The sequence below is a fragment of the Pseudomonas sp. PA1(2017) genome, from assembly GCF_001945375.1.
In the GTDB taxonomy this organism is placed as follows: domain Bacteria; phylum Pseudomonadota; class Gammaproteobacteria; order Pseudomonadales; family Pseudomonadaceae; genus Aquipseudomonas.
The window spans coordinates 21,281-43,793 of record NZ_MSXU01000014.1; the positions used below are offsets into that span (position 1 = coordinate 21,281).

Sequence of the window (22,513 nt, forward strand, 5' to 3'; positions counted from 1 at the left end):
CGTCTTCGGCACGGAGCACATCCATGGCTTACCCACCCCACCTGCAGGCCGGTGATCGTGTCGTGCTGTTCGATGGTGTGTGCAAGCTGTGCAACGGCTGGAGCCGCTTTCTGATTCGCCATGACCGCTCCCGCAGGCTCAAGCTATGCAGCGTGCAGTCGCCTCAGGGCCAGGCGATTCTGGCGTGGTTCGGCATGCCGCTGGATCGCTTCGACACGCTCCTGTATGTCGAAGGCGACAAGGCCCTGCAACGCAGCGACGCCATTCTGGCCATCCTCGGCCAGTTGCCGGCACCCTGGCGCTGGGCGACGGTGGCACGCGTCATACCACGCCGCTTGCGCGACTGGATGTACGATCCCATCGCCCGCAATCGCTACCATCTGTTCGGTCGCCACGACTATTGCCAGGTGCCACGCCCAGAAGACCGCGAGCGTTTCCTGCATGACTGACGCCCGTCTGGCGCGCCTGACAGTGGCCGCGATCTTCATCTACCACGGGCTGGTGCCCAAGCTGCTGATGCGAGACGCCACCGAACTGCAGTTGCTCGATGCCCACGGCCTGCCACACGGTTTGCTGGCTATGGCGGGTGCCGGTGAATTGCTGCTGGGGCTGCTCATCGTCCTGCTGCACCGGCAGCGCTGGCCGCTCTACGTGGCGCAGGCTGCGTTGCTGGTGCTGCTGGTGGATGTGGCGATCTTCGCGCCAGCGCTGCTGACCCAGGCCTTCAATCCGCTGACGTTGAACCTCGCCGCGCTGGTGCTCGGCATGATCGCACTGCGCGGCAGGCCGCACGCCTAAGGCCGCATCACTGGCCGGCCTGCTCCCGTAGCAGCCGCGCGATCTCGGCCTGGCGACGGTAGGCCGGTGCCTCGACGGCGTTGAAGTCGCGGCTGTAGCGCGCCGCGAAGCCAGCCGTGCCCCACTCCCGATACTGTTGCACATGGAGCAGTTCATGGGCCCACAGCGCGGCGTCTTGCTCGGCCATCCGTGCATCGCGAAAGACGATGATGTCGATCAGGGTGACCGCCTGGATGTCCGGGTTCTGCATGACGTTGCGGGCGGCGCTCAGCTCGTCCAGATCCCCCACCTTGTAACGCACCGCATCGAGCAGTTCGGCGGCGTAGAACGGCAGCAGCTGCTGGCGAATCTGCGGCGGGATCGGCAGGGTTCCCTGGCGCGCCGCCGACTCGCGCGAACGCAGGATCCAGCCTTTCAGCGCGCCGGCGGTGATGGTGCCGGCGCGCTCCTGCATCGGCCCGAGCACGCCGTTAGGGTCCGGCACGCAAATGCAACCACCCAGGCACACCTGGGTTTCACCCGGCGCGCAGGCCAATGCGGCAGGCACCGGCAAAACCGTCAACAGCACATACAACAGAACGCGTTTGGACATGCGTCGCACTCGATCGACCAAAGAGGCGACCTTGGCGCCAGCCGCTGCAGTTGTCCAGCCCTGCCGCCGGGTAAACCCGTTGCCTACGCGCCGGACGATGAAGAGCTGAGCATCTGGATTTCGCGGATATCGAAATCGCGACTCAGGTACTCCATGCGCCGCTCGTGAAAGTCGCGCATGTGCGGCAGCGCCGTGTGCACCGCCAGGTGCTCGCGGGACTGCCAGACCTCGAAGAAGATGAACAGCGTCGGATCCTTGGCATCGCGCAGCATGTGGTATTCGATGCAGCCAGACTCGGCACGGCTGGGCTCGACATAAGCGCGAAACAGTTGCTCGAAGGCATCGGCCCGCTCCGGGCGGGTATGGGCGTGAAGAATGAAGCCGTACATGGGAATCTCCGTGTTGAATACTGCTGCACCGTACCGCAGGTAAAAGCTCAGCATTCATGCATTCAAGGCAAAAGTAATTTGCCCTTGCCGGCATTTTTCGCCTGCGCGTGAAGCCGTAACCTAAGTTCATTCAATCAGTTACGGAGACGCCCCATGAAAAAGATCCTGCTCCTCAACGGCGGCAAACAATTCGCCCATTCCGACGGCCGCCTCAACCGCACGCTGCACGAAACCGCCGCTGCGTTTCTCGACCAGGCCGGTAGCGAATTCAAGACCACCGAGATCGACGCCGGCTATGACGTCGCCGAGGAAGTGCAGAAGATCCTCTGGGCCGATGTGGTGATCTACCAGATGCCGGGCTGGTGGATGGGTGCGCCGTGGATCGTCAAGAAGTACATCGACGAGGTGTTCACCGAAGGCCATGGCAGCCTGTACGCCAACGACGGCCGTACCCGCTCCGACGCCTCGCAGAAATACGGCAGCGGCGGCCTGATCCACGGCAAGCAGTACATGCTGTCGCTGACCTGGAACGCGCCGCAGCAGGCCTTCGACGACCCCAGTGATTTCTTCGAGGGCAAGGGCGTGGACGCGGTCTACTTCCCCTTCCACAAGTCCCAGCAATTCGTGGGCATGCGCGCCCTGCCGACCTTCCTGTGCGTGGACGTGATGAAACGCCCGGATGTCGAGCGTGACGTGCAGCGCTACCGCGAACACCTGGCCCGCGTGCTGAAGAGCGCCTGACACGGCATGACAAACGGGGCCGCGACCGGCACTATCGGTCGCTCCACTCTGCCATGGACTGCCCCCATGACCCTCCCCAGCCTTCACACGCCGCGCCTGCTGTTGCAGCCCCTGCAACTGGCCGACGCCGAGCAGATCCAGCCGCTGTTCGGCCAATGGGAAGTGGTGCGCTACCTCAATGCCCAGGTGCCCTGGCCCTACCCGGCCGACGGTGCGCTAGGCTACCTGCGCGATGTCGCCCTGCCCGCCATGGCCGCCGGCCAGGAATGGCACTGGACGCTGCGGCCCATAGCCGAGCCCGAGCGGGTGATCGGCGTGATCAGCCTGATGGATACGCCGGGCAACAACCGCGGCTTCTGGATAGCGCCAGCCTGGCAGCGGCAGGGCCTGATGAGCGAAGCCTGCGTGGCGGTCAACCGATACTGGTTCGAGGTGTTGCAGCGCCCGCTGATGGAGGTGCCCAAGGCGCTGGCCAACGTCGCCTCGCAGCGACTGTCCGAGCGCGAAGGCATGCGCCTGGTGGCGACCGGCGAGAGCGATTACGTGTGCGGCCGGTTGCCCTCCCAGACCTGGGCGCTCAGCCGCGAGGAATGGCTAAACCAGCAGACCTGAAATCTGCCGGTGCTGCATCAAAGCGGCTGTGGCTTGAGCGGCCGGGAAAAGCGGTAGGTGGTCACCCCGCACAGCAGCAGGCCGGCGATGCCAAGCAGGCCGCCGACGATGCCCACATTGGCCACGCCCAATTGGCTGCTCACCAGGCTGCCGAGCAAGGCGCCACCGCCGATGCCGACGTTGAAGATGCCCGAGAACAGCGCCATGGCCACGTCGGTGGCGTCCGAGGCGAGGTTGAGCACCTTGGCCTGCAGTGCCAGGCCGAAGCACATCATGGCGACGCCCCAGATCACGCTCAGTGTGGCCAGCAAAGCGTGCTCGCGGGCCACCGGCAGCAGGAGCAGCATGCACAGGCTCAGCGTGCCGATCGCGGTGATCACGAACCCTCGTGGAAAGCGCGTGCTGTAACGGCTGAACAGAATCGAACCGATGATCCCCGCGCAGCCGAACAGCAACAGCAGCACGGTGACCATATCCGCCGCAATACCGGCGACTTCCAGCGCGAACGGCTCGATGTAGGTGTACGCGGTGAAGTGGGCGGTGATCACCAGGGCGGTAAGCACGTACACGGTGACCAGCGCCGGGCGCTTGAACAGCACCGGCAGGCTGCGCAACGAGCCGGAGTTCTGGCTCGGCAGCAGCGGCAGGCTCTTGATCAGGCACAGCACCACCACCCCGGCCACCACGGCGATAGTGGTGAAGGTCGTGCGCCAGCCCAGCACTTCGCCGATCACCCGGCCCAGGGGAATGCCCAGCACCATGGCCAGTGCACTGCCGGTCGCCAGCAGGCCAAGGGCTTGCGCCTGCTTGCCTGGCGGCGCCACCCGCACCGCCAGGGACGCGGTGATCGCCCAGAACAGCGCGTGGGCCAGGGCGATGCCGATGCGGCTGATCACCAGCACGGTGAAATTCCAGGCGATGCCGGACAGCACATGGCTGGCGATGAACAGCACGAACACGAAGGCCAACAGCTTGCGCCGCTCGATATTGCGGGTCAGCAGCATCAGCGGCAAAGAGGCCAACGCCACCACCCAGGCATAGATGGTCAGCATCAGGCCGACGCTGGCGGTGGTCATCTCGAAGCTGTGGCCGATCTGGCTCAGCAAGCCGACCGGCACGAACTCGGTGGTATTGAAGATGAAGGCGCCCAGCGCCAAGGCGATCACGCTCAGCCAGCTACCGCTGTGCGCTTGTTCCGGTGTGTTCATTCGGCTGATATCCGCCCTTGGGGAACGCCTCGGCTACAACGGCCAATCGCCCGAAGCCGGATGGCAACGAGCGCGGTAGGAAGCGAACGGAAAAAATGTAAACCCCATTCCTGACGAACACGCACACGGCAGCTCGCGCTCCCAATGGCGATGAACGCTGGGAGTGGCGATGCGGAGAGCGGAAAATTATAGGTATGGGATGGCCTGCGGCGGCGATTCTACGCGCGGCCTGGAGGCTGAACAATATGCTCGGGAAAGCGTTATTTGGATGGGCGACGACTGGTCTTCGGAACGATCATCGACTGTCGTTTACGAGTATGGGAAGAGGCAGGTTCAAGGCAGAAGCAGCCACTAAAAACCAACCTGTGGGAGCCCCGACCTCGGGGCGAAACAATTGCAGCCTAGTTACCTATCGGCGGCGCCTGAGCGAATCGCCGCGAGGTCGCGGCTCCCACAGAGGATCGGGTAACGGCCACTCCCGCCACTCCCCTGCCCTAATCCGGCACTTCCACACTGATATGAATCGCATCATGGCGCCAGTACTCCAGGTCGCAGTCGATCAGCCGGCCATGCTGGTCGCGGTTGACCCGGGTGATGCGCAATGCCGGGCTGCCGGCGGCGACCTTGAGCGCCGCAGCGGCATCGGCGTGCAGCGCGGTGGGTACCATGTCGAAGCGCACGCGGCCGTAGCGCACGTCGTATTCGCTGGCGTACAGCTCGGTCAGCGAACGGGTCAGGTCGAAATCGAGAATGCCGGGAAAGTAACTTGGGTTCAGGTAATGCTCGACGTACAGCACCAGGCGCCCGTCGATGCGCCGCGCACGGCGGATCTGGTAGACGCTCGACAGCCCCGACAGGCCCAGCACCTGGCAGATCTGCGCATTGGCCGGCATCAGCCGGGCGCTCAGCACCTCGGTGGCCGGCACCCGTCCCTGCTCGGCGACCATGGCATGGAAGTGGGTGCGCACCGATGGGTTGTAAGCCACCCGCGCCGGCGACACGAACCAGCCGCGGCGCTCCTCGCGGTACACCAGCCCCTGGGCCTCCAGCTGCCCCAACGCTTCACGCAGGGTAATGCGGGTGGTATCGAACAGCTCGCTCAGCCGGCGCTCGGCCGGCAGCTTGCAGCCGGCGAGCAACAAACCGTGTTCGATTTGCTCCTGCAACGCGCGGCAGATGGTGGTAACGGCCCGCGGCGTGTCATCGCGCATCACCTTGATTCCTTTTGGACTAGACCAGCCCTATTACGGGGCATGTCGCAGCCATCTGAGCGGCTGCCTCTGGCCCGGCAAGCCTAGGCACGCACCATGACCGGCAGATGACAGCCAGGCTGCAAGCAGGGCTCATGCCAGACAATTCAACGGCTTGAGCTGGTCTACGCTCTCTAGGCGCAACGCCGATGCCGGATGGCCGATCCCGTCGACACAAAACTGTCATTGGCAGCGCCTACATTGGCTTGGCTCTTGCTGATCTAGACCAACCTCTCAATGCAAAGGAGTTTCCCGATGAAACAACTGCTACTGGCATCGCTGATGGGCAGCGCCATCGCTCTGGCCTCCCACGCCATGGCCGCCGAGACGGATTTAACTGCACTGGAACAGGCCGCACGCAAAGAAGGCGCCGTGAACAGCGTCGGCATGCCGGACAGTTGGGCCAACTGGAAGGACACCTGGCAGGATCTGGCCGACAAGTACGGCCTCAAGCACATGGACACCGACATGAGCTCGGCCCAGGAAATCGCCAAGTTCGCGGCCGAGAAGGACAACGCCACCGCCGACATCGGTGACGTGGGCGCCGCATTCGGCCCCATCGCCGTGCAGCAGGGCGTGACCCAGCCCTACAAGCCGAGCACCTGGGACCAGGTACCCGAGTGGGCCAAGGACAAGGACGGCCACTGGGCGCTCGCCTACACCGGCTCGATCGCCTTCATCGTCAACAAGCAGCTGGTCAAGGACGTGCCGAAAAGCTGGGCCGACCTCAAAACCGGCAAGTACCGCGTGGCAATCGGCGACGTCAGCGCCGCCGCCCAGGCGGTCAACGGTGTGCTGGCCGCGGCCATCGCCAATGGCGGCGACGAAAAGAACATCCAGCCGGGCCTGGATTTCTTCGCCGAGATCGCCGAGCAGGGTCGCCTGTCGCTGGCCAACCCGACCATCCAGACCCTCGAGAAGGGTGAAGTGGAAGTTGGTATCGTCTGGGACTTCAACGGCCTGTCCTACCGCGACCAGATCGACCCGAACCGCTTCGAGGTGCTGATCCCGTCCGACGGTTCAGTGATCTCCGGCTACACCACCATCATCAACAAATACGCCAAGCACCCCAACGCCGCCAAGCTGACCCGCGAATACATCTTCAGCGATGCCGGGCAGATCAACCTGGCCAAGGGCAACGCCCGGCCGATTCGCGCCGAGCACCTGACCCTGCCGGCCGAGGTCCAGGCCAAGCTGCTGCCCAACGAACAGTACGCCAAGGTCAAGCCGATCAAAGATGCCGCCGCCTGGGAAGCGACCTCCAAGGCCCTGCCGCAGCAGTGGCAGGAAAACGTGATCATCAATATGGAGTGATTCGGGAGACCGCATCCACCCGCTACGTGGCACGTAGGGTGGATGACGTTTTTCTATCCACCATTGCGATCGTGAAATGGTGGGCGGATCGGGCCGCGTAGGCAAGCGTCAGCTACGCGCCCCGATCCACCCTACGCTTACGATCTTCTCAACCCAGGACCACCCATGCCGTCCAAGGTCATCCTCGTCCTGCTCGACGGCCTCAATTTCGAGGTCGCCCGGCATGCGCTCGGTCATCTGCAGGCGTATCGCGCTGCTGGCCGTGCCGCGCTGTACAAGCTCGAGTGCGAACTGCCATCGCTGTCCAGGCCGCTCTACGAGTGCATTCTCACCGGCGTCGCGCCCATCGACAGCGGCATCGTGCACAACAACGTGGTGCGCCTGAGCAGCGAGCGCAGCGTGTTCCATTACGCCCGCGCCGCCGGGCTGAGCACCGCGGCTGCCGCTTACCACTGGGTCAGCGAGCTGTACAACCGCGCGCCCTTCGTGGCCGCTCGTGATCGACATACCGTTGAGCCCGAGCTGCCGATCCAGCACGGGCACTTCTATTACGTCGACCATTACCCGGACTCGCACCTGTTCGACGATGCCGAGAGCCTGCGCCTCGCCCATGCGCCGGACTTCCTGCTGGTGCACCCGATGAACATCGACGACGCCGGCCATAAGCATGGCCTGGGCAGCAGCCAATACCGCAATGCCGCGCGCGTCGCCGACATCCTGCTGGCCAACTACCTGCAAGGCTGGCTGGACGCCGGTTACCAGGTGCTGGTGACGGCCGACCACGGCATGAACGACGACCGCTCCCACAACGGCCTGCTGCCCGAAGAGCGCGAAGTGCCGCTGTTCGTGCTCGGTGATGCCTTCAGCCTCAGCGAGGCCGCCGCGCCGCAGCAACTGGAGCTATGCGGCACGATCTGCGAGCTGCTCGGCGTGGCCCATGACAAACCTCTGTGCCGGGAGTTGCTGCGATGAGCACCACCCACAAACCCCGCGGCAAATGGCTGGCAGCGCTGTGCCTGCTGCCCTTCGCGCTGTTCTTCTTCGCCTTTCAGGTCGCTCCGCTGATCTGGGTGGCGATCAACAGCCTCAACACCCCGGACGGCTGGGGGCTGGGCAATTTCGAGAAAGCCTTCGCCTCCAAGTTCTACATGCAGGCGGTCAAGCACAGCCTGCAGATCGCCTTCTGGTCGAGCGTGTTCGGCATGCTCATCGCCATCGTCGGCAGCTACTCGCTGCGCCAGGTGGACTCGAAACTGCGCGATTTCGTGATCGCCTTCTCCAACATGACCAGCAACTTCGCCGGCGTACCCCTGGCCTTCGCCTTCATCATCCTCCTCGGTTTCAACGGCGCGCTGACCCTGCTGCTGATCCAGGCCGGGCTGATCGACAGCTTCAACCTGTACTCCAAGAACGGCCTGATCGTGCTCTACACCTACTTCCAGATTCCCCTCGGTGTGCTGCTGCTCTACCCGGCCTTCGACGCCCTGCGCCAGGACTGGCGCGAGTCGGCAGCCCTGCTCGGCGCCGGCACCTGGGCCTTCTGGCGGCACATTGGCCTGCCGGTGCTGACTCCGGCGCTGCTCGGCACCTTCGTGATCCTGCTGGCCAATGCCCTGGGCGCCTACGCCACGGTGTATTACCTGACCACCGGCAATTTCAACGTGCTGCCGATCCGCATCGCCGCGATGATTTCCGGGGACATTTCCCTCGACCCGAACATGGCCAGCGCCCTGGCGATGATCCTGGTCGGCCTGATGGCGGCGATCACCCTCGTCCATCAGTTGCTGCTGCGAAGGAGCTACCATGTCCCGCGCTGATGTTCCCACCACGAGTCTCTACCACCGCGTGGTGGTCTGGCTGCTGTTTCTGATCCTGCTGCTGCCGCTGGCCGGCACCCTGCTCTACTCCCTGGCCACCAGCTGGTCGGCGACCATTCTGCCGGATGGCCTGACCTTCAAATGGTACCTGGAGCTGTGGGGCGAGCCGCGCTTTCTCAAGGCTTTCGGCCAGTCGCTGCTGGTCTGCTTCGGCGCCCTGGCGTTGTCGGTGGTGCTGATCCTGCCGCTGCTGTTCGTGGTGCATTACCACTTCCCGAAACTCGACGCGGTAATGAACGTGCTGATCCTGCTGCCGTTCGCCGTGCCGCCGGTGGTGTCCGCCGTGGGCCTGCTGCAACTCTACGGCTCCGGGCCCCTGGCCATGGTTGGTACGCCGTGGATCCTGATCGGCTGCTACTTCACCATCGCCCTGCCGTTCATGTACCGGGCCATCACCAACAACCTGCAGGCGATCAACCTGCGCGACCTGATGGACGCCGCCCACCTGCTCGGCGCCAGCACCTGGAAAGCCGCCTTTCTGGTGGTGCTGCCCAACCTGCGCAAGGGCCTGATGGTGTCGCTGTTCCTGTCGTTCAGCTTCCTGTTCGGCGAATTCGTGTTCGCCAACCTGCTGGTCGGCACGCGCTACGAGACGCTGCAGGTATACCTGAACAACATGAAGAACAGCAGCGGCCACTTCAACAGCGCCCTGGTGATCTCCTACTTCTTTTTCGTCCTGGTGTTCACCTGGGCGGCCAATCGACTGAACAGGGACAAGGCATGAGCTTCCTGAGCATCCAGAACCTGCACAAGAGCTACGGCGGCACCGCGATTTTCAGCGACATCAACGCCGAGATCGAGCAAGGCGAATTCGTCACCCTGCTCGGCCCTTCGGGCTGCGGCAAATCCACCCTGCTGCGCTGCATCGCCGGCCTCACCGAAGTCAACGGCGGCAAGATCCTGCTCGGCGGCGAAGACCTGGTGCCGCTGTCGCCGCAAAAGCGCGGCATCGGCATGGTGTTCCAGAGCTACGCGCTGTTCCCCAACATGACCGCCGCGCAGAACGTCGCCTTCGGCCTGCGCATGCAGAAGGTCGGCAAGGAAGAGTCCGCGGCCCGCGTGCAGGAAGCCCTGGCGATGGTCGAGCTGGGCGACTTCGCCAGCCGCTACCCGCATCAGCTGTCCGGCGGCCAGTGCCAGCGCGTCGCCCTGGCCCGCTCGCTGGTCACCCGCCCACGGCTGCTGCTGCTCGACGAGCCGCTGTCGGCCCTCGATGCGCGTATTCGCAAACACCTGCGCGAGCAGATCCGCAGCATCCAGCAGGAGCTGGGCCTGACCACGATTTTCGTCACCCACGATCAGGAAGAGGCGCTGGTGATGAGCGACCGCATCTTCCTGATGAACGCCGGGCGCATCGTCCAGAGCGGCGACGCGGAAACCCTTTACACCGCGCCGGCCGACGCCTTCGCCGCCGGTTTCATCGGCAACTACAACCTGCTCGACGCGCCCACCGCCAGCCGCCTGTTCGGCTATCCGGTCAGCAGCCAGGTGGCCATCCGCCCGGAAGCCATCGTGCTCGGCCAGGGCCCGATCAGCGCAATCATTCGCAGCCACGCCCTGCTCGGTAATATCATCCGCTACCGGGTGGACGCCGGCGGCGTGGAACTGCTGGTCGACGTGCTCAACCGCAGCGCCGACGACCTGCACGCCAACGGCCACCCCATCTCACTGGATATCGCGGCTAGCGCCGTAAAAGAGGTAGCTTGATGGCTTTGGCAATTTTCGATCTCGACGAAACCCTGATCAACGGCGACTGCGCCAGCCTGTGGAGCGAGCACATGGCCACGCTGGGCTGGGTCGACGGCGAGAGCTTCATCGCCAGGGATCACCAGCTGATGGCGCTGTATGCCGAAGGCAAGCTGGCCATGGAAGACTACATGAGCTTCAGCCTGTCGCCGTTGGTGGGGCGCACGCCGGAAGAAGTCGCCTTCGTGGTCGAGCCATTCGTCGAAGACGTGATCGAGCCGATCTTCTTCAGCGACGCCACCCGCTGCCTGGCCACCCACCGCGAGGCCGGCGACCGCATTCTGATCATCTCCGCCTCGGCGCACTTCCTGGTCAGCGCCATCGCCGAACGCCTCAAGGTCGACGAGGTGCTGGCCATCGATCTGCACGAGGAATACGGCCATTACAGCGGCAAGACCGAGGGTGTATTGACCTACCGCGAAGGCAAGGTCACCCGTCTGCACGCCTGGCTGGAAGAACACGGCGAGACGCTGGAAGGCGCCTACTTCTACTCCGACTCACGCAACGACCTGCCGCTGCTGCAGCGGGTCGACAAACCCCACGCGGTCAACCCCGACCCGGTGCTGCGCGAGCATGCCGAACGTGAAGGTTGGCCGATCTTGAGCTGGAGTTGAGGCAGAGGTCGATAGACGCAATGTGGCGGTAGCGGCATTCGCGATCGTGGGAGAGGCTTTAGCCCCAGGCTCTTACGCCTAGCTTGGTGAAAGATCGAGGCTAAAGCGGATCGCCTCCCGGCCTTTCCCACAAATGCTCCGTTCACCGTTCGCTTTCGGCGGCGGACTGTTGCCCAATAAATAAATCTGTCCCCTATTCCGTAAAAGGCTGCCTCGTAGGACTCAGTGTGACTGGCAACCGTCAACTTGTGCTAGCGCGAAGGATTGGCAGAGTATATCGAATCACCTGATACGCCGTTTGCTGGGACGCAGCCAATGACCAACGATGATTTGCAATTCACTGATGACCGGCCAATCACAACGCAGGAGCAAGATCTTCTCGATCGCGCAGGCTTTGCTCAACGCCTAGCCTTGACTGTTAGCTCCTGGAAAAACCAAGAAAGCCTGGTGATCAGCCTCACAGGGGGTTGGGGCAGTGGCAAAACCTCCATCAAGAACATGACTTTGGATCACCTGGCAGTGATTCAAGGTTGCCAGGTTATTGAGTTCAACCCGTGGCAGTGGGCGGGGCAGGATAGCTTGAGCAGCGCCTTCTTTGCAGAAATCTCCCGAGTTATACAGCGCAAGGATTCAAGCGACGACGATAAGAAACTGGCCAAGCTGCTGCAGTCGTATAGCCGGCGCCTCAATACCGGAGCCAGTTTGGCTGACGGCACGGCAAAGTTGTTGCCGATACTCCTTGGGTCGACCTTAGCAACAAGCCTGCTTGGCACCCTGGCGCAGGGGACCGTTGCGCAAATCACATGGTTGGGTGTGGCAGGCGCTAGCGCTCTAGGCAGCCTTTCCCTAATTCTGCAGCGGAGTGGGGCGTGGCTTGCCAGATGGGCCAAAAATTTAGATCAGGATGCCAAAGACTCCGCTCTTACACTCAGTCAACTCCGGGAAAAACTCCAGAAATTGCTTAGCACTCGGGACAAGCCATTGTTAGTAGTTTTGGATGATCTAGATCGGCTGTCAGCGGAGCAGATGAAAAGGATTTTCCAGCTGGTCAAGGCTCACATGGACTTTGCAAATGTTGTGTTCCTCCTGCTGTTTCAACGGGACACTGTCGAGCAGGGATTACGAAAGGAAGGGTTCGATGGAGCCGATTATCTAGAAAAGATCATTCAGGTTCCCTTCAGCGTGCCAACCATCGCGTCCAGTCAGCTGGAGGCCTTGCTATTCAAGAGACTGGACGAAGTCCTGGCCCGAGAGCCGCAGCTACAGCAGCGCTTCGAACAGGATTACTGGAGCCAAGTTTTTCGGCGTGGAATGCGGCCATTTTTTAGCAACCTACGCCACGTCTACAGATACTCCTCTACCTTGGCGTTTCACTGTCGATTACTTCGCGGCACAGAAGTCGCTGAGGTTAATGCGGTCGATCTATTCGCCTTGGAATGCTTGCGTATTTTCGCTCCAGAGGCCTATGCGGAGCTACCAAAACACAAAGTGTTACTGACGGGCAGCGATCCATATTCCCGGCAAGATGAACCACAGCGTGTTCGTATCACTCAGTTAATGGATCAACTAGTCAGACTCGCTCCTGTGCCTCACCAGGCGGCCACGCGCCAGCTGCTACTGGAAATATTTCCGACGCTGGATTGGGTGTTTAAAAACACCACCTACGACCAAGGAGTTCAGCTCCGCTGGTTAGTAAATTCACGCGTGTGTTGTGACGAGGTATTCGATCGCTATTTTGAAATGTCCATTCCTGAGCAGGACGTGCCTAATTCTTTGCTCCACGAATTAGGCCGACGAATCACTGAGCCCGAGCCGTTTACCAGTCTGCTAACCAGTCAAGCGGAAGACCGCCAGGCGGAAATCCTCCAACGCCTACTCGGATTGGCAGAAGAGTTTCCTCTAGATCAATCAGTCGAGGTTGTACGCACGTTACTGCATGCGGGCGAGCACGTTGGTCGCAAAGGATCAATCACAAACTGGTCTCCGCGACAGCAGGTAGCGCGGCTACTACGAGGTTATATCCAGCGTTTTGAGCAGGTGGCTGATCGTAGCCAACCTGTTATTGATGCCTTTGCCTTGAGCCCAGGTTTAGCCGTGACGGAGCAATTGCTAGCAGCCGACTATGCTCTCCGCCGGAAGGGTGATGTCGGTTATTTTGACGATAGCGGGCTAGAGCAGCTGAAAAGCATCTACATGCGGAAACTGCGTGAGAAAGCTGATAGCGACCCGGATGCTTTCCTGGCAGATGAGGACCATGCGTCCTATCTCTATGACCTGAACCATTACAGTGAGGGTGGTGACGAGGGGCACCGTTGGGTTGAAGCCAACGTCACCACTCCTGGCCGGTTCCTCCAATTTTCACAAGGGCAGGTCAACGTTCGAACTGCCTTCGGCGGCGGCACTACTACACGAACCTCTTATATTCCAGTTAGCTCATTGACAGATTTTTTGGGGTTGGAGCACTGGAAAGCATGGGCAGCACGGCTCGATTCATTGGTGCTGGATGAAGATCAATGTCGAACGCTGGCTTTGGTCAAGGAGGCTCTTGCTCAATCGGAGCAGAGTGCTACTGCCGAAGGGTAATAGTAGCCGCGAAAATGGCGTCTAAAGCGCTTCTATCTCTACAGTCCATTTCTGCCGGTAGCGGCCCGTGTCAGCGGCTACATTGCCTTGAAGCGTTCAAGAAGATCCTGAAAAGCCTCCTAGAAAGTCACACCCGCAATCAACGCAATATTGCTGTAAGGCCGGCATTCCCCCGTACGGATCTGCACGCGAGCCTTGGCACAAGCGGCCTTGAGTTCGTCGTGGCTGACCAGTTGGCGCTCACCCAACTCCCCGGCTGCGGTCAGCGCTTCGATGGCCTCGAGCGCCAGGGGCGCAACTTCCAGAGTTTCTCGGGCCAGCAGATGGCCCTGCACCTGCATCTCGCTGAGCACCACCTTGAGCGTGGTGACGAAGTCCGGTACGCCGGCGGTCAGCGCCAGGTCGATGCACGGCGTGCCGGGTGGAATCGGCATGCCGGCGTCGCCGATAACGATCACGTCGCCATGGCCAAGGCGTGCGATGGCGGCGGAGAGTTCGGCGTTGAGCAGCGGGGTCTTTTTCATGCGGGCAACTCGTGGCGATGGGGAATCGAAGGTTGGGCGCCCGGCCGGGTAACGGCCAGGGCGGCGGCCTGTTGGCCCAGGGCGATGGCCTCTTCGAGCGGCAGGCCCTCTGCCAGGCCGGCAGCGAAGCCGCCAACGAAGGTGTCACCGGCGGCGGTGGTGTCCACCGCCGCCACCGGCTCGACCGGCAGATGCAGATGCCGGGTGGCGTCGGCGTACAGCACGCCCTGGCGACCCAGGGTGATCAGCACGCGCCGGGCGCCTGCCGCGAGTAATTGCCGGGCGGCCAGCAGCGCCGTGTCGGGGCCGTCGACCGGCAGCCCGGTCAGCAAGGCGGCCTCGCTTTCGTTGGGGATCAGGTAGTCGACCAGGCCGTACCAGTGCGCGGGCAAGGGGCCGATGGCCGGCGCCGGGTTGAGGATCACCGTGCGGCCCAGGGCATGGGCGCGCGCCAAGGTGGCCTCGACCGTGGCGGCCGGCACCTCCAGTTGCGCGATCACCACATCGGCCGCTGCCAGCAGGGCATCATGGCGCGCGAGGCGCTCGGGGCTCATCTCGCCGTTGCCGCCAGCGACGATGACGATGGCGTTCTGGCCAGCATCGTCGACCAGGATCGACGCAATGCCGCTGGGCACACCGGCGGCCACCTCCACGGCGCTGCAGTCGATGCCTTCGGCCAGCAGGCCGCCGCGCAGTTCGCTGCCGTAGGCGTCATCGCCCACGCAGCCGACCATCGCCACCCGTGCGCCGAGGCGCGCCGCGGCAACTGCCTGGTTGGCGCCCTTGCCGCCCGGCGCCGTGGAGAAACTCTGGCCGGCCAGGGTTTCGCCGCCAACCGGCAGGCGCGGCGCCCGCACGATCAGGTCCATGTTCAGGCTGCCCATCACCACTACATTCGCTTGCATTGCAGGTGTTCCTCTCCATCGACCGCGAGGCGCCGGGCCTTGCGGTGAATCATGCGTCGGGTGCTGCGCTGGATTCGCGCAGCACCAGAATGGGTTCGATCAGCCGCTGGGCGACGGCCAGGCCGGGCGTGCGGATACGTTCCAGCAACCGCGCGGCCACCTGCTCGCCCAGCGCGCCGATGCACTGGCCGACGGTGGTCAGTGCCGGGTGCAGGTAGCGGCTCACTTCGATGTCGTCGAAGCCCACCACCGATAGCTGCTGCGGCACCTGCAACTGACGCTCAGCGGCGGCGCGCAGCACGCCCAGGGCGATCATGTCGTTACCGGCGAAGATCGCCGTGGGCCGCTGCTCGCCTGCCAGCAGCGCCTGGGCGGCGGCATGCCCGGCCGGGCTGGTGAACGGGCAGTCCGCCACCGCCCGGGCTGCGATACCCGCCTCGTCCAGCGCGCGGCGGTAGCCGGCGGCACGTAACTGGGCCACCTGGGTACTGGCCGGGCCGCCGATGCAGGCGATGCGTCGATGGCCCAACTCCAGCAGGTGACGGGTGGCCAGGTAGGCGCCCTGCTCGTGGTCGACCCGCAACTGGTCGGCGCTGACGCCTTCCAGGGAACGGTCGACCAGCACCAGCGGCACCCGCAGGTTGGCCAGGGCTTCGGCAAAGGCCGCGTCACTGGCCACGGTGGCGACGATCAGCCCGTCGATGCGCCGCTCCAGCAACACGCGCAAGTAGCGCAGCTGCTTGTCGGTGTCGTCGTCGGAATTGCACAGGATCACGCTGTAACCGTTGCGCTCGGCGTGGTCCTCGATGCCGCGGGCCAACTCGGCGAAATACGGGTTGCTGGCGTTGGGCACCAACAGGCCCAGGGTGCCGGTGGCGCGCACCCGCAGCGAGCGCGCCACGCCGCTGGGTACGTAGCCCAGTTCGGCGATCGCGGCCTCAACCTTGCTGCGCACCGGGTCGCTGACCGGGCGGGTGCCGTTCACCACGTGGGACACCGTGGTGTAGGAAATGCCCGCCCGGGCGGCGACGTCCTTGATGGTGGCCATGAGCGGTCAGGCCCGGCGCTTGGCGCGGTAGCTGCGGTAGGTGTCGAGAATCACCGCGACGACGATCACCGCACCGGTGATGATGCGCTTGGTCGGCTCGCTGGCGCCGATCTGCGCCAGCCCCGCGGCCAGCACCGAGATGATCAGCACGCCGAAGAAGGTGCTGATCACCGAGCCGCGCCCGCCCATCAGGCTGGTACCACCGATCACCACGGCGGCGATCACTTGCAGCTCCAGGCCAGAACCAGCGTTGGGGTCGGCAGCTTCCAGGCGGGAAATCTGGAACAGCGCGGCCAGGCCGGCGAGCAGCCCCATCAGGGCGAACACCGAGATCTTGTATGGCTTGGGGTTGATGCCGGCCAAACGTACCGCTTCCTCGTTGGTGCCGATGGCCACCAGATAACGGCCGAACACCGTGCGGGTGAGCAGCAGGTGCGCGGCAGCGATCACCAGCAGGGCGATCACGAACGATGGCGAGATGCCCGCAGCGAACGGCGTCGACAGCCAGGCATAGGCGTCGCCGATATAGGCGGTGCGCGAGTCGGTGAGCTGATAGGCCAGGCCGCGGGCCATTTCCAGCACGCCGAGGGAGACGATGAACGAGGGAATGCCCCAGGCCACGGTGATGATCCCGGTCACGCTGCCGGCCAATGCGGCGCAGGCCATGCCCAGTAACGCGGCAGGCAGGATGCCCCAGCCGAAACCGAGGGTGGCGACGCTGACCACGGCAGCCGCCAGGGCCAGTACCGAGCCCACCGACAAGTCGATGCCGCCGATGATCAGGATCAGCGTCATGCCCACCGCCAGCACCATCAGATCGGGAATCTGGTTGGCCAGGGTGGTGAACGTCGCGTAGGACAGGAAGTGGCTGCTCAGGCTAGAGAACAGCACGATCATCGCCAGCAGTGCACCGGCCAGGCCCAGGTAAGTGCCCAGGCCCTGATGCGTGCCGCTGCGCTTGGCCGGCGTGGCGGATGGAGTGGTCATTGGGAAAGCTCCTGTAACGGGGGGGCGACGTCGCCGAGCAAGGCCTCGCGGCTGCGGTAGCCGGCGAAGGCGGCAGCCAGCAGACGGTCCTGGGTCCAGTCATCGCGGTCGAAGGTTTCGATCAGGCGGCCAGCGGACAGCACACCGATGCGGTCGCAGATCAGCATCAGTTCGCGCAGGTCGCTGGACACCACCACCAGGGCCTTGCCCTGGCGCGCCAGCTCACCGAGCAGGCCGTAGATTTCGAATTTGGCGCCCACGTCGATGCCGCGGGTCGGCTCGTCGAAGAGCAGCACCTGGCAGTCACGCTCCAGCCAGCGGCCGATCACCACTTTCTGCTGGTTGCCGCCAGACAGCTCGACCACCGCCTGGTGGGCGCCGTTGCAGCGAATGCGCATGGCGTCGATCTGCCGCTGCGCCAAAGCCTGCTCCGCCGCTGGGCGCATCACGCCGTGCCTGGAAACGGCCGGCATGTTGCCCAGCGCCAGGTTGGCGGCAATCGGCTGGCCGAGCAGCAGGCCTTCGCCCTTGCGGTCTTCGGTGATCAGCGCGATGCCATGGCGCACCGCTTCGGCGGGCGAACGCACCTGCACCGGCACCGGCGGATTGCCGATGGCCACCTGGCCACTGTCGGCGCGGTCGGCGCCGTAGATCAGCCGCAGCAACTCGGTACGGCCCGCGCCGATCAGCCCGGAAATGCCGTAGATTTCCCCGGCCCGCACGCTGAACGACACGTCGTCGACCTTGCCGCGCCGGCACAGCTTGCTGACCTGCAACAACGGTGCGCCAATCTTTCGCTCGCCCAGGTCGATGGCTTCGCCGACCTCACGGCCGACCATCAGGGTGACCAGCTCGTCGCTGCTGTAGCGGTCGATGGGCTCAACCGCCACCAGTTGGCCGTCGCGCAGCACGGCGATGCGCTGCGCCACTTTCGTCAGTTCTTCCAGGCGGTGGGAGATGTACACGATGGCCACACCGGCCTCGCGCAGGCGCTGGATCTGCTCGAACAGCAGATCGACCTCGCGGGCGGTGAGCATGGCGGTCGGCTCGTCGAGCACCAACACGCGGCACTCGCCGATCAGGTTGCGGGCGATCTCGACCATCTGCTGATGACCGACGCCCAACGATGCCACCGGCGTGTCCGGGTCGATGGCCTCCAGGCCGACCCGCGCCATGGCTTCGCGCGCCATTTCGCGCAGGCGGCCACGGGCAATCCAGCCGCCGCGGCTGGGCAGGTTGTCGAGAAACAGATTCTCGGCCACGGTCAGGGTGGGCAGCAGGTTGAGCTCCTGCAGCACCATGCGCACGCCGAGGCGTTCGGCGTCGCGGCGGCTGGCCGGTGCATAGGGCTGGCCGAGAAAGCTCAGGGAGCCCGTGGTCGGTTGCTCCAGCCCACAGAAAATCTTCGAGAGGGTACTTTTGCCGGCGCCGTTCTCGCCGGTCAGCGCCAGCACTTCACCGGCGCGCAGCTCCAGCTCGACCCCGCCCAGCACAGGCTGGACGTAGGTCTTGCCGATATCGCGGGCGGCGAGAACGGTCTCGCCGCCGGTTACCGCATGGGTCACGGCTTGGTCACGAGTTCGACGGGGGTTTCGATCACACCGTCCTTGGCATCGGTGGGCTCACCCTTGACCAGCTTGAGCGCCGCTTCGATGCCGAACACCGCCTGGCGCGCCGCGAACTGGTCGGCGGTGGCGAGCACGCGGCCGTCCTTGAGCATCGGCTTGATGGCGTTGATGTTGTCGTAACCGACCACCTGCACCTGGTCTTTCTTGCCAGCGGCACGCACGGCGGACACCGCGCCGAGGGCCATGCTGTCGTTGCCGGCCAGCAGCGCCTTGAGGTTCGGGTACTCGTTGAGCATGGCCGAGGCCACGGCGTTGCCGCGGTCGATCTCCCAGTTGCCGGACTGCACGCCGACGATCTTCATGCCAGCGGCTTCCATGGCGTCCTTGAAGCCCGCGGTGCGCTGCTGGGCGTTGGTGGTGGTGGACACGCCTTCGATGATGCCGACTTCGTCACCGGCCTTGAGCTTTTCCTTGGCCAGGTACTCGCCGACCAGGCGCGCGCCCTTGCGGTTGTCCGGGCCTACGAACGGCACGTCCAGGCCCTTGCTCTTGACCACTTCCGGATCGAGGCGGTTGTCGATGTTGACCACCTTGATGCCGGCATCGCTGGCCTTCTTGATCACCGGCACCAGCGCCTTGGAATCGGCGGGCGCGATCACCAGGGCATCGACCTTGGCGACGATCATCTGCTCGACGATGCGGATCTGCGCGGAAGTATCGGTTTCATCCTTGATGCCGTTGGCGATCAACTCGAACTGACTGGGGTTCTCTTTCTGGTAAGCCTTGGCGCCGTCTTCCATGGTGCGGAAGAACTCGTTGGCGAGGGATTTCATCACCAGCGCGACGCGCGGCGGCTCGCCTTCGGCGGCATGGGCAGTGGAGAAACTGACGAGGGCTGCGGCACCAAGGGCGATGGCGGCGCACAGACGGGCAGGACGGAAACCGGACATGGGCGAACTCCGTGGTTATTGTCGTTGTTATCGATACGCAAACGTTTGCGTGCCCACAAAATTATGAAATGGGCCGCTCATTGTCAAATTTTCAAGCAGCATCGATACGATTTGAATGCCGTTGCACTATGGAGCTTCGAATAACCGCCAAGCTGGTTTCACCGGCGAACTTTTCGCTACCATAGTCATCAATTCATGCCGCCATGTTTGGCATGGACGGACGCCCCATGGATGAATCTCGAACAAGGAATGTCATCATGTTCAAAACGCGTCTTCTGGGCGCTGGCTTCGCTGTCCTTCTCGCCGGCTGCTCGAACCACCCTACCCAACCTCTGGATCAACGCCTGCTCGGCGAATGGCAAGGCATGCGTGACAAGAACGGTGCGTGCCAGTTCTTCGCCTGGAACTCCAGCTTTCGCCCTGACGGGCGCTTCGAGATCAGCTTCTTTGCCGATGAACAAAGAACGCGTCTGATCCAGACCGAACGCGGAAGCTGGTCGGCCCACGACGGCCAGAACCACCTGACAACCGATGGCGTGAAGACCACCGAGGTGTACGACTATCGCTTCATCGATGCCGACAGCGTCGAGTACGTCAACACCAAGGCCGACCCGACCGCCGATTGCCAGGCGGACTACCGTTTTACCGAGCAACGCGTCGGCAGTTGAAACAGCCTGCCGCGCCTGCCCATGAGCCTCTGGCTCGACAACCCCACCCCGAAAAAACGACAAGGATGATGATCGTGTTGAAAAAACTGATGCTCGGCTCCGCGCTGCTCGCTTCTCTGGTTCTGGCCGGCTGCTCTTCCGTGCCCATGGCTCCAGCCGAGCAGGACGCATCCATGAAGCAGTTCAGCGCACCCGCAGCTGACAAGGCAGGCCTGTACATTTACCGCAACAGCTTCGCGGGCAAGGCATTGAAGAAAAGCGTTTCGCTGGACGGCAAGGTGCTTGGCGAAACTGCCAACAAGGTCTATTTCTACAAGGAAATCGCACCTGGCAAGCACGTGATCTCCACCGAATCTGAGTTCAGCGACAACGCCCTGACCTTCCAAGCCGAGGGCGGCAAGAACTACTTCGTTCGGCAGTACATCAAGATGGGCGTTTTCGTCGGCGGAGCGGGTGTCGAAATGGTCGACGAAACCGAGGGCATGCAGGGCGTACGTGACTCGAAGCTGGCCATTTCCCAGTAACCCCATGCGCGGGCGCTGCAGCTAATCGCACGGCGCCCGCCTCTGCTCGCGGATGAACATCATGAAGAACCTGATAGCATCGATGAGCGTCGGCGCCCTGCTCTGCGGCTGCATGACCCTTTCCGGCACTTATCAACTCTCGCTACAGGATGCCACTGGCAAGCCGCTGCCCCAGAACATCAGCATGACGGCCCAAGGGAGTGGCATCTACAGCGCGCGCAACGCGATGTGCTCGGTCCACCCGGATGCCACGGTCATCATCCGTGACGTCCAAAGTGGTGAAGAGCTCAAGAGCGAAAGCCCCTACAAGTGCTGAGACGCGGGGCGCATCACTCGATGCGAATGCGATACTCGACGGCCCGGCGCTCCTGCTGGTTCGGGAAGGAGGAGAACTTCACCGAATCCTCGCCCGGCTTTTCGCCCGCCAGGTAGACGAAGCGGTCGACCTTGGCCACGTCGCCGTCGACCTGATACTCGCGTTTCCAGCGCCCCAGTTCGGGTGTGCTGTTACCCAGCTTCTCCACCGGCATCCACAGCTCGCGGCGCGTCCTGCGCCCTTCCTCGGTGAGATGGTCGAGGACCACGCAACGCTCACCCGGCCCGACTCGCACCGGTATCACCAGATTGCCGTGCACCTCATCGCGAAACGCAGCGCCGGTGTCCACTTCACAAGCCAGGCTCTGCGCACTGGCCAGCAGCAGCGCCGCTGCACACCAGGCACGACCACTCATTGGCATACCACTTCGCTGGCCGCATAACGCTGCGCCGGCTGGACGATTTGCTCCTGGGCGCTGACCAGCGGCAGGTCACGCGAGCCTTCGGCGGTGGCCCCGACCAGGGCGTACAGCGTGGCGGTAGCCAGTTCCAGGGCCTGGGGCAAAGCATGGCCGGACAGCAAGCGCGCCAGCAGGGTCGCCGAGAACACGTCGCCCATGCCGTTGGGCAGTGGATGCAGCGCCAGGCGCGGTGTGTTCACCAGCCAGGCGCCCTCGCCATTGACCGCCAGGGTGCACAGCTGGTCCGCGGGAATGTCCGGCGTGGCCAGGCTGGTGATCACCACCACGTCCGGCCCGCGACCGCGCAACTGACGCGCCACCCGCACCGCCTCGTCGACGCTGCCCAGTTTGCTGCCGGTGAGCAACTCGAACTCGAACTGGTTGGGGGTGATGATGTTGGCGCAAGGAATCGCCAGGTTACGCAGGAAATCGGGGATCGCCGCATTGACGAACACGCCACGCCCGACGTCGCCCATCACCGGGTCGCAGAGGTAGCGCACGCTGGGATTGTCGCGGCGGATCTCGTCCACCGCCTCGAGAATCACCGCGCCGATGGCCGCATCGCCCAGGTAACCGGACAGCACCGCCGAAACCCGCGACAATGCGCCGCGATCACGCAGGCCGGCGAGCACCTCGCGAATGTGCTCGGCATCGAACACCTGGCCGCGAAACTGGCCGTAGCCGGTGTGGTTGGAAAACTGCACCGTGTGCACCGGCAACACTTCGAAGCCCAGGCGCTGCAGCGGGAACACGGCGGCGTCGTTGCCGACATGGCCGAGGGCAACGTGGGACTGGATGGATAGCACCAGAGGTGGGTGGGTAGCGCTCATGGGCGGGCG

At 63.6% G+C, this 22,513-nt stretch carries 26 protein-coding genes; 14 read left to right on the forward strand and 12 right to left on the reverse strand.

All coding sequences use genetic code 11. From position 1 onward, the window contains the following. Positions 1-23: 23 nt before the first annotated feature. Positions 24-449: a thiol-disulfide oxidoreductase DCC family protein gene (locus BVH01_RS19435; protein WP_075931882.1), complete on the forward strand. Its 426-nt coding sequence runs from the start codon at positions 24-26 to the stop codon at positions 447-449. Then, positions 442-798 (forward strand): DoxX-like family protein, encoded by a 357-nt coding sequence (locus BVH01_RS19440; RefSeq protein ID WP_075931883.1) that lies wholly within the window; start codon positions 442-444, stop codon positions 796-798. Before BVH01_RS19435 ends, BVH01_RS19440 begins: the two co-directional genes overlap by 8 nt. A gap of 7 nt (positions 799-805) precedes the next feature. Here the strand turns inward: BVH01_RS19440 and BVH01_RS19445 are convergent, their stop codons facing one another. Both BVH01_RS19445 and BVH01_RS19450 read right to left on the reverse strand, forming a co-directional pair. After that, on the reverse strand, positions 806-1,390 hold the full coding sequence (locus BVH01_RS19445; protein WP_075931884.1) for a DUF4157 domain-containing protein: 585 nt from the start codon (positions 1,388-1,390) through the stop codon (positions 806-808). An 83-nt stretch (positions 1,391-1,473) separates the two neighbouring features. Continuing rightward, entirely contained in the window at positions 1,474-1,779 is a 306-nt protein-coding gene (locus BVH01_RS19450; protein ID WP_075932115.1) for a putative quinol monooxygenase, read from the reverse strand. Positions 1,780-1,932: 153 nt separating this feature from the next. Here BVH01_RS19450 and BVH01_RS19455 point away from each other — a divergent pair, with 153 nt between their 5' ends. Together BVH01_RS19455 and BVH01_RS19460 are read left to right on the forward strand one after the other, a co-directional pair. Continuing rightward, on the forward strand, positions 1,933-2,520 hold the full coding sequence (locus tag BVH01_RS19455; protein WP_075931885.1) for an NAD(P)H-dependent oxidoreductase: 588 nt from the start codon (positions 1,933-1,935) through the stop codon (positions 2,518-2,520). Between the two features lie 66 nt (positions 2,521-2,586). Then, the gene (locus BVH01_RS19460) at positions 2,587-3,132 is read left to right on the forward strand and encodes a GNAT family N-acetyltransferase (RefSeq protein WP_075931886.1); all 546 of its coding nucleotides are present in this window, start codon (positions 2,587-2,589) and stop codon (positions 3,130-3,132) included. A 17-nt stretch (positions 3,133-3,149) separates the two neighbouring features. Here the strand turns inward: BVH01_RS19460 and BVH01_RS19465 are convergent, their stop codons facing one another. Next, positions 3,150-4,340 (reverse strand): sugar transporter, encoded by a 1,191-nt coding sequence (locus BVH01_RS19465; protein WP_075931887.1) that lies wholly within the window; start codon positions 4,338-4,340, stop codon positions 3,150-3,152. A gap of 494 nt (positions 4,341-4,834) precedes the next feature. Continuing rightward, positions 4,835-5,551: a UTRA domain-containing protein gene (locus BVH01_RS19470; RefSeq protein WP_075931888.1), complete on the reverse strand. Its 717-nt coding sequence runs from the start codon at positions 5,549-5,551 to the stop codon at positions 4,835-4,837. Between the two features lie 294 nt (positions 5,552-5,845). Between BVH01_RS19470 and BVH01_RS19475 the strand changes: the two genes are divergently transcribed. The 7 genes from BVH01_RS19475 to BVH01_RS19505 all read left to right on the forward strand — a co-directional run bounded on the left by BVH01_RS19475 (position 5,846) and on the right by BVH01_RS19505 (position 13,724). Then, a complete protein-coding gene (locus BVH01_RS19475; RefSeq protein ID WP_027904654.1) occupies positions 5,846-6,904 on the forward strand; it encodes an ABC transporter substrate-binding protein in 1,059 nt (352 codons plus the stop codon). Between the two features lie 165 nt (positions 6,905-7,069). Beyond that, positions 7,070-7,876, forward strand: coding sequence for an alkaline phosphatase family protein (locus BVH01_RS19480; protein WP_075931889.1), 807 nt, complete (start codon positions 7,070-7,072; stop codon positions 7,874-7,876). After that, positions 7,873-8,721 carry an ABC transporter permease subunit gene (locus BVH01_RS19485; RefSeq protein ID WP_075931890.1) on the forward strand — a complete coding sequence of 283 codons (849 nt, stop codon included), beginning with the start codon at positions 7,873-7,875 and terminating at the stop codon, positions 8,719-8,721. The genes BVH01_RS19480 and BVH01_RS19485 overlap by 4 nt, the downstream gene beginning before the upstream one ends. Beyond that, the gene (locus BVH01_RS19490) at positions 8,708-9,505 is read left to right on the forward strand and encodes an ABC transporter permease (protein ID WP_075931891.1); all 798 of its coding nucleotides are present in this window, start codon (positions 8,708-8,710) and stop codon (positions 9,503-9,505) included. Before BVH01_RS19485 ends, BVH01_RS19490 begins: the two co-directional genes overlap by 14 nt. Further along, positions 9,502-10,488 (forward strand): ABC transporter ATP-binding protein, encoded by a 987-nt coding sequence (locus BVH01_RS19495; RefSeq protein WP_075931892.1) that lies wholly within the window; start codon positions 9,502-9,504, stop codon positions 10,486-10,488. Before BVH01_RS19490 ends, BVH01_RS19495 begins: the two co-directional genes overlap by 4 nt. Further along, the gene (locus BVH01_RS19500) at positions 10,488-11,141 is read left to right on the forward strand and encodes an HAD family phosphatase (protein ID WP_075931893.1); all 654 of its coding nucleotides are present in this window, start codon (positions 10,488-10,490) and stop codon (positions 11,139-11,141) included. The genes BVH01_RS19495 and BVH01_RS19500 overlap by 1 nt, the downstream gene beginning before the upstream one ends. Positions 11,142-11,456: 315 nt before the next feature. Continuing rightward, complete coding sequence (locus BVH01_RS19505) at positions 11,457-13,724, forward strand: P-loop NTPase fold protein (RefSeq protein WP_075931894.1); 2,268 nt, start codon at positions 11,457-11,459, stop codon at positions 13,722-13,724. Between the two features lie 119 nt (positions 13,725-13,843). Here BVH01_RS19505 and rbsD read toward each other — a convergent pair whose 3' ends face one another. From rbsD to BVH01_RS19535, 6 genes are read right to left on the reverse strand one after another with little or no spacing between them, the layout of a single operon-like run. After that, entirely contained in the window at positions 13,844-14,248 is a 405-nt protein-coding gene (rbsD, locus tag BVH01_RS19510; RefSeq protein ID WP_075931895.1) for a D-ribose pyranase, read from the reverse strand. Further along, entirely contained in the window at positions 14,245-15,153 is a 909-nt protein-coding gene (gene rbsK, locus BVH01_RS19515) for a ribokinase (protein ID WP_075931896.1), read from the reverse strand. Before rbsK ends, rbsD begins: the two co-directional genes overlap by 4 nt. Positions 15,154-15,202: 49 nt before the next feature. Then, positions 15,203-16,201 (reverse strand): LacI family DNA-binding transcriptional regulator, encoded by a 999-nt coding sequence (locus tag BVH01_RS19520; RefSeq protein WP_075931897.1) that lies wholly within the window; start codon positions 16,199-16,201, stop codon positions 15,203-15,205. A gap of 6 nt (positions 16,202-16,207) precedes the next feature. Beyond that, complete coding sequence (locus tag BVH01_RS19525) at positions 16,208-17,188, reverse strand: ABC transporter permease (protein WP_075931898.1); 981 nt, start codon at positions 17,186-17,188, stop codon at positions 16,208-16,210. Next, positions 17,185-18,753, reverse strand: a complete 1,569-nt coding sequence (locus BVH01_RS19530; RefSeq protein WP_075931899.1) for a sugar ABC transporter ATP-binding protein — start codon at positions 18,751-18,753, stop codon at positions 17,185-17,187. Before BVH01_RS19530 ends, BVH01_RS19525 begins: the two co-directional genes overlap by 4 nt. After that, the gene (locus tag BVH01_RS19535) at positions 18,750-19,706 is read right to left on the reverse strand and encodes a sugar ABC transporter substrate-binding protein (protein WP_075931900.1); all 957 of its coding nucleotides are present in this window, start codon (positions 19,704-19,706) and stop codon (positions 18,750-18,752) included. The genes BVH01_RS19530 and BVH01_RS19535 overlap by 4 nt, the downstream gene beginning before the upstream one ends. A 257-nt stretch (positions 19,707-19,963) precedes the next feature. Here BVH01_RS19535 and BVH01_RS19540 point away from each other — a divergent pair, with 257 nt between their 5' ends. The 3 genes from BVH01_RS19540 (at position 19,964) to BVH01_RS19550 (ending at position 21,214) form a co-directional block, all read left to right on the forward strand. Then, a complete protein-coding gene (locus tag BVH01_RS19540) occupies positions 19,964-20,374 on the forward strand; it encodes a hypothetical protein (RefSeq protein WP_075931901.1) in 411 nt (136 codons plus the stop codon). A 68-nt stretch (positions 20,375-20,442) separates the two neighbouring features. Then, positions 20,443-20,898 (forward strand): DUF2846 domain-containing protein, encoded by a 456-nt coding sequence (locus tag BVH01_RS19545; protein ID WP_139317880.1) that lies wholly within the window; start codon positions 20,443-20,445, stop codon positions 20,896-20,898. 61 nt (positions 20,899-20,959) lie between these two features. Continuing rightward, a complete protein-coding gene (locus BVH01_RS19550) occupies positions 20,960-21,214 on the forward strand; it encodes a hypothetical protein (RefSeq protein ID WP_075932117.1) in 255 nt (84 codons plus the stop codon). A 13-nt stretch (positions 21,215-21,227) separates the two neighbouring features. On the opposite strand, the gene BVH01_RS19555 is transcribed toward BVH01_RS19550, so the two are convergent. Together BVH01_RS19555 and pdxY are read right to left on the reverse strand one after the other, a co-directional pair. Next, positions 21,228-21,629 carry a hypothetical protein gene (locus BVH01_RS19555; RefSeq protein ID WP_075931902.1) on the reverse strand — a complete coding sequence of 134 codons (402 nt, stop codon included), beginning with the start codon at positions 21,627-21,629 and terminating at the stop codon, positions 21,228-21,230. After that, on the reverse strand, positions 21,626-22,504 hold the full coding sequence (gene pdxY / locus BVH01_RS19560) for a pyridoxal kinase PdxY (RefSeq protein WP_075931903.1): 879 nt from the start codon (positions 22,502-22,504) through the stop codon (positions 21,626-21,628). The genes BVH01_RS19555 and pdxY overlap by 4 nt, the downstream gene beginning before the upstream one ends. Positions 22,505-22,513: the final 9 nt, after the last annotated feature.

Excerpts from the sequence above, each read along its gene's own strand:
- BVH01_RS19435 (WP_075931882.1), top strand. The coding sequence starts at position 24 with ATGGCTTACCCACCCCACCTGCAGGCCGGTGATCGTGTCGTGCTGTTC.
- BVH01_RS19440 (WP_075931883.1), top strand. The coding sequence starts at position 442 with ATGACTGACGCCCGTCTGGCGCGCCTGACAGTGGCCGCGATCTTCATC.
- BVH01_RS19445 (WP_075931884.1), bottom strand. The coding sequence starts at position 1,390 with ATGTCCAAACGCGTTCTGTTGTATGTGCTGTTGACGGTTTTGCCGGTG.
- BVH01_RS19450 (WP_075932115.1), bottom strand. The coding sequence starts at position 1,779 with ATGTACGGCTTCATTCTTCACGCCCATACCCGCCCGGAGCGGGCCGAT.
- BVH01_RS19455 (WP_075931885.1), top strand. The coding sequence starts at position 1,933 with ATGAAAAAGATCCTGCTCCTCAACGGCGGCAAACAATTCGCCCATTCC.
- BVH01_RS19460 (WP_075931886.1), top strand. The coding sequence starts at position 2,587 with ATGACCCTCCCCAGCCTTCACACGCCGCGCCTGCTGTTGCAGCCCCTG.
- BVH01_RS19465 (WP_075931887.1), bottom strand. The coding sequence starts at position 4,340 with ATGAACACACCGGAACAAGCGCACAGCGGTAGCTGGCTGAGCGTGATC.
- BVH01_RS19470 (WP_075931888.1), bottom strand. The coding sequence starts at position 5,551 with ATGCGCGATGACACGCCGCGGGCCGTTACCACCATCTGCCGCGCGTTG.
- BVH01_RS19475 (WP_027904654.1), top strand. The coding sequence starts at position 5,846 with ATGAAACAACTGCTACTGGCATCGCTGATGGGCAGCGCCATCGCTCTG.
- BVH01_RS19480 (WP_075931889.1), top strand. The coding sequence starts at position 7,070 with ATGCCGTCCAAGGTCATCCTCGTCCTGCTCGACGGCCTCAATTTCGAG.
- BVH01_RS19485 (WP_075931890.1), top strand. The coding sequence starts at position 7,873 with ATGAGCACCACCCACAAACCCCGCGGCAAATGGCTGGCAGCGCTGTGC.
- BVH01_RS19490 (WP_075931891.1), top strand. The coding sequence starts at position 8,708 with ATGTCCCGCGCTGATGTTCCCACCACGAGTCTCTACCACCGCGTGGTG.
- BVH01_RS19495 (WP_075931892.1), top strand. The coding sequence starts at position 9,502 with ATGAGCTTCCTGAGCATCCAGAACCTGCACAAGAGCTACGGCGGCACC.
- BVH01_RS19500 (WP_075931893.1), top strand. The coding sequence starts at position 10,488 with ATGGCTTTGGCAATTTTCGATCTCGACGAAACCCTGATCAACGGCGAC.
- BVH01_RS19505 (WP_075931894.1), top strand. The coding sequence starts at position 11,457 with ATGACCAACGATGATTTGCAATTCACTGATGACCGGCCAATCACAACG.
- rbsD (WP_075931895.1), bottom strand. The coding sequence starts at position 14,248 with ATGAAAAAGACCCCGCTGCTCAACGCCGAACTCTCCGCCGCCATCGCA.
- rbsK (WP_075931896.1), bottom strand. The coding sequence starts at position 15,153 with ATGCAAGCGAATGTAGTGGTGATGGGCAGCCTGAACATGGACCTGATC.
- BVH01_RS19520 (WP_075931897.1), bottom strand. The coding sequence starts at position 16,201 with ATGGCCACCATCAAGGACGTCGCCGCCCGGGCGGGCATTTCCTACACC.
- BVH01_RS19525 (WP_075931898.1), bottom strand. The coding sequence starts at position 17,188 with ATGACCACTCCATCCGCCACGCCGGCCAAGCGCAGCGGCACGCATCAG.
- BVH01_RS19535 (WP_075931900.1), bottom strand. The coding sequence starts at position 19,706 with ATGTCCGGTTTCCGTCCTGCCCGTCTGTGCGCCGCCATCGCCCTTGGT.
- BVH01_RS19540 (WP_075931901.1), top strand. The coding sequence starts at position 19,964 with ATGTTCAAAACGCGTCTTCTGGGCGCTGGCTTCGCTGTCCTTCTCGCC.
- BVH01_RS19545 (WP_139317880.1), top strand. The coding sequence starts at position 20,443 with ATGATCGTGTTGAAAAAACTGATGCTCGGCTCCGCGCTGCTCGCTTCT.
- BVH01_RS19550 (WP_075932117.1), top strand. The coding sequence starts at position 20,960 with ATGAAGAACCTGATAGCATCGATGAGCGTCGGCGCCCTGCTCTGCGGC.
- BVH01_RS19555 (WP_075931902.1), bottom strand. The coding sequence starts at position 21,629 with ATGAGTGGTCGTGCCTGGTGTGCAGCGGCGCTGCTGCTGGCCAGTGCG.
- pdxY (WP_075931903.1), bottom strand. The coding sequence starts at position 22,504 with ATGAGCGCTACCCACCCACCTCTGGTGCTATCCATCCAGTCCCACGTT.